This is a genomic window from Streptosporangium sp. NPDC020072, assembly GCF_040631445.1.
GTDB lineage: Bacteria > Actinomycetota > Actinomycetes > Streptosporangiales > Streptosporangiaceae > Streptosporangium.
In genome coordinates, this window is sequence record NZ_JBEYAB010000007.1 from 142,689 (window position 1) to 153,664 (window position 10,976).

Annotated in this window: 11 protein-coding genes; 5 read left to right on the top strand and 6 right to left on the bottom strand. The window is 69.2% G+C overall.

Going from position 1 to position 10,976, the window contains the following annotated elements; genetic code table 11:
* Positions 1–8: 8 nt before the first annotated feature.
* Positions 9–551 (bottom strand): helix-turn-helix domain-containing protein, encoded by a 543-nt coding sequence (locus tag ABZ470_RS18210; protein ID WP_362912361.1) that lies wholly within the window; start codon positions 549–551, stop codon positions 9–11.
* Positions 552–657: 106 nt separating this feature from the next.
* On the opposite strand from ABZ470_RS18210, the gene ABZ470_RS18215 reads away from it, so the two are divergent.
* The 3 genes from ABZ470_RS18215 (at position 658) to ABZ470_RS18225 (ending at position 3,667) form a co-directional block, all read left to right on the top strand.
* The gene (locus ABZ470_RS18215) at positions 658–1,665 is read left to right on the top strand and encodes an aldo/keto reductase (protein WP_362912363.1); all 1,008 of its coding nucleotides are present in this window, start codon (positions 658–660) and stop codon (positions 1,663–1,665) included.
* 117 nt (positions 1,666–1,782) lie between these two features.
* Positions 1,783–3,060, top strand: a complete 1,278-nt coding sequence (locus tag ABZ470_RS18220) for an aminotransferase class I/II-fold pyridoxal phosphate-dependent enzyme (RefSeq protein ID WP_362912365.1) — start codon at positions 1,783–1,785, stop codon at positions 3,058–3,060.
* Positions 3,044–3,667 carry a hypothetical protein gene (locus tag ABZ470_RS18225; RefSeq protein ID WP_362912367.1) on the top strand — a complete coding sequence of 208 codons (624 nt, stop codon included), beginning with the start codon at positions 3,044–3,046 and terminating at the stop codon, positions 3,665–3,667. The genes ABZ470_RS18220 and ABZ470_RS18225 overlap by 17 nt, the downstream gene beginning before the upstream one ends.
* Before the next feature lie 90 nt (positions 3,668–3,757).
* Here ABZ470_RS18225 and murJ read toward each other — a convergent pair whose 3' ends face one another.
* From murJ to ABZ470_RS18240, 3 genes are all read right to left on the bottom strand, one after another.
* Positions 3,758–5,320 carry a murein biosynthesis integral membrane protein MurJ gene (gene murJ / locus ABZ470_RS18230; RefSeq protein WP_362912369.1) on the bottom strand — a complete coding sequence of 521 codons (1,563 nt, stop codon included), beginning with the start codon at positions 5,318–5,320 and terminating at the stop codon, positions 3,758–3,760.
* Between the two features lie 71 nt (positions 5,321–5,391).
* Positions 5,392–5,622, bottom strand: a complete 231-nt coding sequence (locus ABZ470_RS18235; protein ID WP_352011072.1) for a hypothetical protein — start codon at positions 5,620–5,622, stop codon at positions 5,392–5,394.
* Positions 5,609–5,857: a DUF6400 family protein gene (locus tag ABZ470_RS18240; protein WP_362777814.1), complete on the bottom strand. Its 249-nt coding sequence runs from the start codon at positions 5,855–5,857 to the stop codon at positions 5,609–5,611. The genes ABZ470_RS18235 and ABZ470_RS18240 overlap by 14 nt, the downstream gene beginning before the upstream one ends.
* A 449-nt stretch (positions 5,858–6,306) precedes the next feature.
* Here ABZ470_RS18240 and ABZ470_RS18245 point away from each other — a divergent pair, with 449 nt between their 5' ends.
* The gene (locus ABZ470_RS18245) at positions 6,307–8,190 is read left to right on the top strand and encodes an ABC transporter ATP-binding protein (RefSeq protein ID WP_352011070.1); all 1,884 of its coding nucleotides are present in this window, start codon (positions 6,307–6,309) and stop codon (positions 8,188–8,190) included.
* A 260-nt stretch (positions 8,191–8,450) separates the two neighbouring features.
* On the opposite strand, the gene ABZ470_RS18250 is transcribed toward ABZ470_RS18245, so the two are convergent.
* Positions 8,451–8,735: a hypothetical protein gene (locus ABZ470_RS18250; protein ID WP_362912371.1), complete on the bottom strand. Its 285-nt coding sequence runs from the start codon at positions 8,733–8,735 to the stop codon at positions 8,451–8,453.
* A 234-nt stretch (positions 8,736–8,969) separates the two neighbouring features.
* Between ABZ470_RS18250 and ABZ470_RS18255 the strand changes: the two genes are divergently transcribed.
* Complete coding sequence (locus ABZ470_RS18255; RefSeq protein ID WP_362912373.1) at positions 8,970–9,185, top strand: hypothetical protein; 216 nt, start codon at positions 8,970–8,972, stop codon at positions 9,183–9,185.
* A 454-nt stretch (positions 9,186–9,639) separates the two neighbouring features.
* Here ABZ470_RS18255 and ABZ470_RS18260 read toward each other — a convergent pair whose 3' ends face one another.
* Positions 9,640–10,626, bottom strand: a complete 987-nt coding sequence (locus tag ABZ470_RS18260) for an agmatine deiminase family protein (RefSeq protein ID WP_362912375.1) — start codon at positions 10,624–10,626, stop codon at positions 9,640–9,642.
* Between the last annotated feature and the right edge of the window lie 350 nt (positions 10,627–10,976).

Here is a 10,976-nt window from a genome sequence, read left to right on the forward strand (position 1 = left end):
ATGGGCACTCAGGGGCGCAGGCCGTGGAAGACGACGTCGAGTGCTCTGGTTCGTAGGGTCTCGTCCCAGTTCTGGTGTTGGGCGGCCAGGCAGGCGGCGGTCAGGAGGGCCAGGATCTCCGGCATCTCCACCTCCTGGCGCACCTCACCCGCCTGCTGGGCGCGGACCAGCAGGGTCTCGACGGCGCCGCGGATGTCGTGGGCTCCCGCGGTCGCGGCCTTGACGTCTATCCCGGCCTCGGTCAGGGCGTCGGCGAAGATCTTCTTCGGGGTGGCGTCCTCCACGACGCGGGCGAAGAAGGCGAAGAACGCGGCGCCGGGTTCGGCCGCCTCCGCCAACGCCCGCGCCTCCTCGGCGAGCCTGCGTTGACGGTCGACGACGATCGCCTGGTAGAGGGCCTCCTTGGTGGGGAACTGCCGGTAGATCGTGCCCACGCCGACCCCGGCCCGCGCGGCGATCGCCCGCATGGGGGCGGAGAGGCCGTCGCGGGTCAGGACCTCCTCCGCCGCGCTCAGCACGCGCGCCAGATTGCGCTGTGCGTCCGTGCGCATCCTCGCCCTCCGTTCTTCACGATCGTTGACAACCGGAACAAGTGTTCCGTATCGTTTCGCGCATTCCAAGCGGAACGCTGGTTCCGATTCTATCGGGGGTATTTCCATGGATCACGTACGGCTCGGCGGCTCCGGCCTGAAGGTCTCTCGCACCTGCCTCGGCACCATGAACTTCGGCACCGGTCCCGGCGTGGGCGGCTGCGAGGAGGCGGAGGCGATCCGCGTCATCGACGCCTTCCTCGACGCGGGGAACAACTTCATCGACACCGCCGACATCTACCACGCGGGCGAGGCGGAACGGATCGTCGGCAAGGCGCTGCGCGGACGCCGGGACTCGGTGGTCGTCGCGACCAAGGCCTTCGGTCCCCAGGGGCCGGGCCCGAACGACCGGGGACTGTCCAGGGCGCACCTGACCAGGGCGCTTGAGGCGAGCCTGCGACGTCTCGGCACCGATTACATCGACCTCTACCAGTGCCACCAGTGGGACCCCGAGACCCCCGTTGAGGAGACGATGGCGACCCTCGACGGGTTCGTCCGTTCGGGAAAGGTCCGCTATCTGGGCTGTTCCAACTTCACCGCGCCGCAGATCGTGGAGGCGCAGTGGGCCGCCGAACGCGTCGGGGGCACGAGAATGGTCAGCCTCCAGCCGCAGTACTCCCTGCTGGCCAGGCTGATCGAGGCGGAGATCCTGCCCGCGTGCGAACGCCACGGTCTGGGCGTCGTCACCTACGCCCCGCTCGGCGGCGGTGTCCTGGCGGGCCGCTACCGCAGGGGTGTCGCCCCCGGCCCGGACAGCAGGATGAGTTCCCTGCTGGCGATGTCCAGCCCCGCGGCCGACCGCTGGGCGGGGGAGATGCTCAGTGAGCGCAGTCACGGCATCGCGGACGAGGTGGCCGAAGTCGCCGCCGAACTGGGCGTCACGCCGGTCGAGGTGGCCGTCGCCTGGGTCGCCGCCAGGCCGGGCGTCACCTCGGTCGTGATCGGCCCGCGCGATCTGGGGCAGTACGAACGGAACGCGGCCGGATTCGCCCTCGGCCTTCCCGCCGAACTGGCCGCCCGGCTTGAGGAGGTCTCCCGGCCCGCGCACCGTCCCGTGACCGGGGCGTCCTTCTGATCGAACTTCGGAAAAGCTGATATTTCCGGGTATGGCATGCCGTACCCGGCAGATAACCCGCTTTCCGGCTGTTCTATTCTGCGAAGGCCATTCTGACCAGCAGGCGAAGGAAATCCCGTGACCTTTTCGGCTCTGAACCTCGACGAGCTGACCGCTCAGCGTGACCGCGCCCGGCGTGACTACGACGCGCTCGTCCAGCGCGGTCTCTCGCTTGACCTCACCCGGGGCAAGCCTTCGGCCGGCCAGCTGGACCTGGCCTCCGCCATGCTGACGCTGCCCAGCGGCCACACCGCCGCCGACGGGACCGACTGCCGTAACTACGGTGGCGGACAGGGTCTGGCCGAGCTTCGGGCGATCTTCAGCGGCCTGCTCCAGGTGCCCGCCGCCCAGCTCGTCGCGGCGAACAACTCCAGCCTGTCCCTGATGCACGACACCCTCGTCCATGCGCTGCTCAGCGGTGTGCCCGGTGGCGAACGCCGCTGGGTGGACGAGCCGAGGGTCGCCTTCCTGTGCCCGGTGCCGGGGTACGACCGTCACTTCGCGCTGGCCCAGCGCTTCGGCATCGAGCTGATTCCGGTGCCGATGAACGACCAGGGCCCCGACATGGACGTCGTCGAGGACCTCGTGCGGCAGGACGCCCAGATCAAGGGCATCTGGTGCGTGCCCAAGTACAGCAACCCCAACGGCGTCTCCTACGCCGACGAGACCGTACGGCGCCTGGCCGCCATGCCGACGGCCGCCTCCGATTTCCGGATTTATTGGGACAACGCCTACGCCGTACACCACCTGACGGACACCCAGGTCGAGATCGCCGACATCCTGGCGCTGTGCGCGGAGCACGGAAACCCCGACCGCGCCTTCGTCTTCGGCTCCACCTCGAAGATCACCTTCGCCGGGGGCGGCGTCGCGTTCTTCGGCTCCTCCCCGGCGAACGTGTCCTGGCTGCTCGGCCACACCGGCAAGCGCACCATCGGCCCCGACAAGATCAACCACCTGCGGCACGTGGAGTTCCTCAAGGACGAGGCGGGCGTTCTCGACCACATGCGCCGCCACCGGGAGCTGATCCGGCCGAAGTTCGACACGGTCGACCTGATCCTCGGCAAGGAGCTCGGCGGAACCGGCCTGGCCACCTGGTCCAAGCCCCTCGGCGGCTACTTCATCAGCCTCGACGTGCTGCCGGGGTGCGCCCGCCAGGTGGTCAGCCGCGCCGCGGAGGCGGGCATCGCGCTGACCCCGGCCGGTGCGACCCACCCCTACGGCGACGACCCCGCCGACAGCACCATCCGCATCGCGCCCACCTACCCCGAGCTGCCCGAGGTCGAGCTGGCGATCAGCGGCCTGGCCGTCTGCGTCCGCCTGGTCGGCACGGAGAAGCTGCTTGAGCAGGCCCGGTAACGGCTTGGGCGAGCCTGACTGGTCGCGGCTGTTCCACGCCTACGGCGTCGCCGTCGACGTTCCCGCCCACCTCGAAGCGCTGGCCGGCGACGACGAGCGGGCGCGGGTCAAGGCCGTCGACCACCTGTGGGCGGCGGTGATCCACCAGGGAACGCCCTGGTCGGCAACCCCGCCCGCGGCGCTGGTCGTCGCCGGGCTGCTGTCCGATCCCCGTACGGCCCGGCGCCGGGTGGCCTCGGCGCCGCTGCGGGCCGTACTGCTGGACTTCCTCGGGGAGGTCGGCGAGGCCGCCCAGCCCGAGGTGCCGCAGGCGGAGATCAGGGCCGCGGCCGACCCCCGGGGGCGGGAGGCGGAGATCGCCGCGACCCTGGAGACGCTGCTCAGCGAGGACCCCGAGGACTCCGAGGAGAGCGAGGACGTCTGGGACGAGGAGGCCATTGAGGTGATCATGGCCCAGGTCGTCCTCGATCTCAGGGCCGCGGTGCCGTACCTGACCGAGGTGGTGGCCGCGTGCCTGGCCGACGAGGAGCCCGCGGTGCGCGACGCCGCCTCGAAGGCGCTGGCCGTCCTCAGGCGCGTGCCGACGGACGGTTCCTCAGGCACGTAGGGGCCGGCTCGCGGGTACGCCGGCCAGGCACGCGGCCGGCTCACTGGTACGCCGGCCAGGCGCGCAGGGCCGGTTTCGCGGGCGCGGCGGTCAGGCGCGCAGGGCGCTGACCAGGGTTCGGAGCTCGGAGACGCGCAGCGCCCACGCGGCCAGGCCGTACAGCAGGGCCCCGCACGCGCCCGCCGCGAGCACCACGGCGAGTGAACTCGCCCACCCCGGTCCGGTGACCTGCCCGGTCAGGCGTGCCACGACGGCCGCGGCCCCGCCCGCGACGAGCGCGGCGGGGAGCATCCGGCCGTGCGCGCGCAGCAGGCGGTGACCGTCGACCCTGCCGAGCCTGCCCCGCAGTACGGCCGCCGCCACGAGGAATCCGGCGCAGTTGGCCAGCGCGTACCCGACCGCGACCCCGACGACCATCCGTGGGCCGGGCACCAGCCACGCCGAGACCACCGCGCCGCCGATCGTGGTCGCCGTGACGAGCAGCCCGATCATGGCCGGGGTACGGGTGTCCTGCATGGCGTAGAAACCGCGCAACAGAACCTGATAGCCGCAGAACGGCACCAGGGCCAGGCCGTAGGCGGCCAGGACCGACCCGGTGAGCGCGGCGGCCGAAGGGGTGGCGTTGCCGTGCGCGAACAGGACGGTGGCCAGGTACGGGCCGAGCACGACCAGGAAGGCGGCCACCGGCAGGAGCACCACGCCGGACAGCCGCAGACACCGGGACAGTTCGGCCGTCACCAGCGACAGGTCCCGCCGCGCCGCGGCCCGGCTCAGCCCCGGCAGCACTCCGGTGACGATGGACACGGTGACGACCGCGTAGGGCAGTTGGAACAGCGTGTAGGCGTTGGCGTAGGCGCCGAGGGCTCCCTCCCCCGAGGCCAGGGCGAGCCGGTTGACCACGATGATCGCCATCTGCGCGGCGGCCACGGACAGGAGCGTCCAGCCCGCCATGGCCGCGATCCGCCGGACACCGACCCCTCGCGGATCGGCGCGCAGCCGTATCCGGAACCCGGTGCCGCGCGTGGCCAGGCAGAGCACGAGCGCCTGTACGGCGACGCCCGCCGTGGTGCCCACGCCGAGCAGCCAGGTCTGGGCGACGGTCAGCCTCTCAAGGCTGCCGGTGCCGCCGATCGCCAGGTAGGCGGCGGTGGTCGCGACGACCATGAGGTTGTTGGCCACCGGCGCCCACATCGGTACGGCCTGGCGGCCCCGGGCGCTCAGGACGGCGGCCAGGGTCGTCCCCACGCCGTAGAACAGGACCTGCGGCAGGAAGAAACGGGTGAGCGCGATCGCCACCCGCCGCTGGTCCGCGCCGAGGTCACCGGCGCACAGGTCCACGATCTGCGGGGCGAACAGGGTGGTGACCACCACGGTGGCGCCCAGGCCGTAGACCACCAGCGACAGCAGCCGTTGCGCGTAGAGCTCGTCGGGATACCGGACGAGCAGCGGGACCAGGACGCTGGTCAACGCCCCGCCGAGCACCAGGTCGTAGATCGAGTTGGGCAGCGTGTTGGCGACGGTGTAGGTGTCGAACAGGCCCTTCCCGAGCCCGAGCGCGGCGACCAGTGTCAGTGTGCGCAGGAAACCGGTGACCCTGGAGACGAACGTCCCCACGGCCATGGCCCGCCCCGCACGCGCAAGTCCTTCGTCCATGAACGCCATATTTCATGAACAGGACATGGCAGGTGAGGCGTTTGACGGGAACAGAGCTTTGCGGCGGTCAATCAGAAGGGGCGGCCGCCGCCTGCGCCGAAGTTGGTTTCGTGGCTCCACAGGTGGGTGCAGCCGGGGCACTGCAGGTGCAGCAGGCTTCCCGTGGTGCGGATGAGATAGCGCCAGTGGTCCGAGCAGTTGCGGCCGTCGGAGCAGGGGGCGCAGTCCCTGTCGTCGCGGCATCCCGGGCAGGGGACCCAGGCCCTGCGTCCCAGGTCGGCGTGCGGATCAATCGGCAGCATGCCCCGCCCCCCGGTACGGCAGGACCCCCGCGGCGACGAGCATGTCGTAGGTCTCCTGCTGCCGCTCGTCGAGGCCCGAGTAGAGCAGGTCGTAGGCCTCCTCCTCGCCCCGCATCACCGCGATCGGGTCCCAGTCGTCTCCCAGGGCCTCCATGACCGCGGCCCGCCGCCGGGCCTCCTCAAGCGTGAGGTCGATCTCGACGACGACGTGTGCGTTGCTGTTGTCCTGACTCATGAGACTTTCCTGTGGGTCGCTCTGGGCTTTCCTTGGCGGGGTTTCGCGGGGGCCGGGCCCGTGGGCTTCCCCGCTGCTTCGTGGGGCTCGCGGAGCTCATGGGCTTCCCGCATGCCTTCACGGGGTTTCCGTGACGGAGACGTGGCGGATCTTTGTGATCAGTCGGACACCCGGCGACGCGCCACGAGGCTCTTTATACCTTTTTATACCTTATGTCGTTTTTCTTGCCTAGTTCGTGACGTGTCTCACGGGATGTCGTGCCATGGTTGACCTGAACATATGTTGAGGTCTTAGTGTTCGGGGAGGCCACACCTGGAGGGCGGCCACGCCCCGTCTCCACGCGGACGCGGTCACGCGGCGGTTTTGTCGGTGACGGATGAGAGCCTTTCGGTGTCGTCAACCTGTTCGAAGAGCGGTCGGAAGGCCACCACCCCCCCCGGAGAAGAGCGATGGACATAGAAGTCACCGCGTGGACGTCGATGTACCACGCGATGCACGCCCAGAACGAGCGCAGGCCCTTCTCCCGGGCGACCCTGCGGCGCATCGGCGCCTTCGCCAGGCCGCACCGCCGGTTCCTGACGTGGTTCCTGCTGCTCAGCGTCACGACGGCGGTTCTCGCGGTCGCGACTCCCGTGCTCGCGGGCCGGGTCGTCAACGCGATCGTCGAGGGCGCCGACTTCGGCCTCGTCGTGCTCCTGGCCTCCCTGATCGCCGTCATCGCGGTCGTCGAGGCCGGGCTCGGGCTGGTCACCCGCTGGCTGTCGGCGAGCATCGGCGAGGGGCTCATCCTCGACCTGCGCACCACCGTGTTCGACCACGTGCAGCGCATGCCGATCGCCTTCTTCACCCGCACCCGCACCGGCGCCCTGGTCAGCAGGCTGAACAACGACGTCATCGGGGCGCAGCGGGCCTTCAGCGACACCCTCTCCGGCGTGGTCGGAAACATCGTGACGCTCGTGCTCACGCTCATCGTGATGGTCGGGACCTCCTGGCAGATCACCCTGCTGGCCCTGCTCCTGCTGCCGCTCTTCGTGCTGCCCGCCCGCCGGATGGGCACCCGTCTGGCCAGGCTCGAACGCGAGTCGGCCGACCACAACGCCGCGATGATCACCCAGATGACCGAGCGCTTCTCCGCGCCGGGCGCCACGCTGGTGAAGCTCTTCGGCAGGCCCAGGCGCGAGTCGGCGGAGTTCGAGGGGCGGGCCAGGCGGGTGCGCGACATCGGCGTGCGCACGGCCATGTCCCAGTCGGTGTTCGTCACCGCGCTGGTGCTGGTCTCCGCGCTCGCCCTGGCCGTCGTCTACGGCCTCGGCGGGTTCTACGCGCTGCGCGGGCAGCTCGAACCGGGCGCGGTCGTGGCGATGGCGCTGCTGCTCACCCGGCTCTACGCCCCGCTGACCGCCCTGGCCAGCGCGCGGGTCGAGGTGATGACCGCGCTGGTGAGCTTCGAGCGGGTCTTCGAGGTGCTCGACCTCAAGCCCCTCATCACCGACGCCCCGGACGCCAGGCCGGTGCCCGAGGGGCCGGTCTCCATCGAGTTCGACGGGGTCGGCTTCGCCTATCCCTCGGCCGACAAGGTGTCGCTCGCCTCACTTGAGGAGGTCTCGACCCTCGACACCCGTGGTGGCGTCGAGGTGCTGCACGGGGTGTCCTTCCGGGCCGAGCCCGGGCAGATGGTCGCGCTGGTGGGCTCCTCGGGGGCGGGCAAGTCGACGATCGCGCAGCTGGCGGCACGTCTCTACGACGTCGACAGCGGCGCGGTGCGGCTGTCCGGTGTCGACGTCCGTGACCTGAGCGCCGAGTCGGTGCGTGAGACGCTCGGCATGGTGACGCAGGACGGGCACCTGTTCCACGAGTCCGTCCGCGCCAACCTCCTGCTGGCCCGCCCTGAGGCCACGGATGAGGAGATCTGGGAGGTGCTGCGGCGCGCCCGGCTGGCCGACCTCGTCTCGGCGCTGCCCGACGGGCTGGACACGGTCGTGGGTGAGCGCGGATACCGCCTGTCCGGTGGTGAGCGTCAGCGTCTGACGATCGCCAGGCTGCTGCTGGCACGCCCCCGGGTCGTCATCCTCGACGAGGCGACCGCCCACCTGGACTCCACCTCGGAGGCCGCCGTCCAGGAGGCCCTGGGTGAGGCGCTCGCCGGGCGGACCTCGGTGGTGATCGCCCACCGGCTCTCCACCGTCCGCGCCGCGGACCTCATCCTCGTGGTCGAGAACGGCCGCATCGTGGAGCGCGGCACCCACGCCTCCCTCCTCGCCGCCGGCGGCCGCTACGAGGAGCTCCACCGCACCCAGTTCAACCAGTCAGAGGAGAAGGAGCCCGTCCACTGAGCCAGTCTCCACGGTCTGAACTCGTCCCTACGGTCTGAGCCCCCCTTCTCAAGGGCTCGGGGCGTGGGGACGCAGCCGATGAGACCGCGGACCGGGGCGTCAGAGAGGTGCTTGGGCCGGCGAAGAGACAGCCGCTCCGCCACAACTTGCGATATCCCGGCGATACGAAGAGCGCGACTGATCACAGCTCGCCATTGAGGTCGAGGTCACGGCCGGTTCCGGACCGGCCGTGACCTCGTCTCGCGAGTTTCCACGGGCCTCTACGGGTCTCTGCGCGACAGAGCGGCTCCCGCGGCGGCAAGCGAGACCACGATGTAGCCGAGCAGCACGAGCGTCGCCGCCATGGGCGGGAACCAGTCACCCGTTATCCGTCCGGACAGAAGGTTGGACGCCATCGGCAGTGTGAGCGAGCCGATCCATTCGTGCCAGGGAGCGGGCAGGAACGAGGTCAACGGGGGAACGACGAACAGCAGCGCGAAGATCGAGACGAACGCGGCTCCGGTGGACCTCAGAAGTGTCCCAAGTCCCAGGCCCACGAGCGCCATGACCATACAGCTGAAACGGCCCAGGACGCTAATGAGGGTAAGGGCCTCTGGTGTGATCCGTCGAAGTTTCCTACTCTTGAAGGACTGATCGAGGGCGTCGTCCCGAGGGGGCACGAGCTTTCACAGCTCGCGCCCACCTCGCGGCAACACCGTCTCAGCCAACTACCGTTTTTGGTGGTCTAGCTGAGACGCGTGTCTTGGAACGGCCACCCCTTCACAGAAGGGATGTGGGCCGTGCGCCCCGGACTTTCGGTACGGATCTTGCTCGTCGCTTTGGCAACCACCCTGTCTCTGCTGGTTGCGGTCATCGCGAGTGTGCTGTCCTGGGCAGCGGACGGAAGCATTCCACGCGCACTGCTCTACGGTGGTGGGGCGTTCGTCGTATGGATGACCCTTTCCATCTCTCTCTGCTCAGCTCTGGGAATGCTCGACAAAGACAGCGGGCAGTGACGTACCTCCCGGTCGGGCGATCGGACGGGTGCCGTTACGCGTCCACCAGCTGCATGAACGTCCCGAAAATCATCTTAAACCGGACAGTGTTTGGGGTGGTGTTCGATGTCGGATGTCTTTTCCCAGGTCAACACGGCACAAATATCGAACAGAATCTCGATTCTGTCCGGTTCCCGGGACACCACCTGACCAGGTCCAGAGCAGCGGAGGTGACGCGGGGAAGTCTGCCCCTGCGCCGGGCATATCCATCCACAGCCAAAACCCTGAATTCTACGAAACCCTCGTTAGCACAGCTCAGACAGCACTTCGTCGAAATTTCTTCGTTGCCACCGGGACCCCTCGAAGGAGGTATTCCTCAAGCAGTCTGCTGGTCTTCTCGTCGATCCGGAGCCGGACACCCGGCCGATCACCGCCACCGCGACCATACCGGCCGTGGCCACCAGAGCATTGCAGTTCATGTCCTCTTGGGCATCTGCTGGGTGGCGCAGTGGATGCCGCCGCCGCCCTCGCCCAGAGTGTCGACGCCCACCTGAACGACCTCGCGGCCAGGGTAGAGTTCGCGGATGATGGAGACCGCGTCCCTGTCGGCCTTCTTGTCGCCGAAACGGGGCAGGACGACGCCGCCGTTGACCACGTAGTAGTTGACGTAGGTGGCCAGGAAGCCCTCGCCACGCCGGCCGACGTCCTCGGGTTCGGGCAGTTCGACCAGTTCCAGCCGCTTGCCGCGGGCGTCGACGGCTGATCTCAGTACCGCGTGCGCCTGGTCGTAGGCGGCGGTCCAGACGTCCTGCGGGGCGTCCTCGGGCGGGGTACTGACCACAACGACTCCGGGCTCGGAGAAGCGGGCCAGCGCGTCGATGTGGCAGTCGGTGACGTCCTTGCCCTTGACGCCCTTCACCCAGATGAACGTGGTCGCGCCGACGGTCTGGGTCAAGGCGGCCTCGATGTCGGCCTTGGTCTTGCCCGGGTTGCGGTTGTTGTTGATCAACGAGCTCTCGGTGGCCATGAGCGTGCCGACGCCGTCGACCTCGATCGAACCACCCTCGCCGACGATGGGCGCGGCGATCCGGGCGACCTTCTCCATGGCCAGGATCTCGCGGGCGACGCCGGAGTCACGACCGTGTTCCTGCTTGCCGCCCCAGCCGTTGAAGTGGAAGTCGACCCCGGCGAGCTTCTTGCCGTCCAGCACGAAGGTGGGGCCGATGTCGCGCATCCACAGATCGTCGACCGGGATCGAGACCACCTCGACCTGGGAGCCGCAGGCACGCTGCGCCGCCTTGACGTCCCGGGGGCCGGCCAGCAGCACGACCGGCTCGAAGCCGGCGATCACGCGGGCGACGCCGGCGATGTCGTCGCGCACGTCGGCGATGTCGGCCCCCCAGATCAGCTCGGTCGGCCATGACATGAACGTCTGCTCGTGCGGATGCGTCTCCTCGGGCATCAGCCATCCACCCTTCGTGCCTGTTGCGGCCGGAATGTTCTGTGCCGTGGCAGGCGTCGACCCCGCCCCCTTTTCCGTCGAGGACGGACCGCAGGCGCCCAGCGCGTCTCCGACGGCCGCCAGAATCACGGCTTGCAGTGCCTGACGTCGCGATATCCGCACAACAGCCCCCTGACTGAAATTGCCGCGGTCGCCGTACCCACATCAAGATCGAAGCTTCTGTCATGGGAGACGAGGGCTGGGGGCTGGCTGGAGTCGCCCGTGAACATGAAGGTGGAACGTACCTACCCGGCTGGCGAACTTCTATCTGGTCTACGCCTTCTGCGCCACTTCTACTGAGTCGGCGCCGG

Excerpts from the sequence above, each read along its gene's own strand:
- ABZ470_RS18210 (WP_362912361.1), bottom strand. The coding sequence starts at position 551 with ATGCGCACGGACGCACAGCGCAATCTGGCGCGCGTGCTGAGCGCGGCG.
- ABZ470_RS18215 (WP_362912363.1), top strand. The coding sequence starts at position 658 with ATGGATCACGTACGGCTCGGCGGCTCCGGCCTGAAGGTCTCTCGCACC.
- murJ (WP_362912369.1), bottom strand. The coding sequence starts at position 5,320 with ATGGACGAAGGACTTGCGCGTGCGGGGCGGGCCATGGCCGTGGGGACG.
- ABZ470_RS18235 (WP_352011072.1), bottom strand. The coding sequence starts at position 5,622 with ATGCTGCCGATTGATCCGCACGCCGACCTGGGACGCAGGGCCTGGGTC.
- ABZ470_RS18240 (WP_362777814.1), bottom strand. The coding sequence starts at position 5,857 with ATGAGTCAGGACAACAGCAACGCACACGTCGTCGTCGAGATCGACCTC.
- ABZ470_RS18245 (WP_352011070.1), top strand. The coding sequence starts at position 6,307 with ATGGACATAGAAGTCACCGCGTGGACGTCGATGTACCACGCGATGCAC.
- ABZ470_RS18250 (WP_362912371.1), bottom strand. The coding sequence starts at position 8,735 with ATGGCGCTCGTGGGCCTGGGACTTGGGACACTTCTGAGGTCCACCGGA.
- ABZ470_RS18260 (WP_362912375.1), bottom strand. The coding sequence starts at position 10,626 with ATGCCCGAGGAGACGCATCCGCACGAGCAGACGTTCATGTCATGGCCG.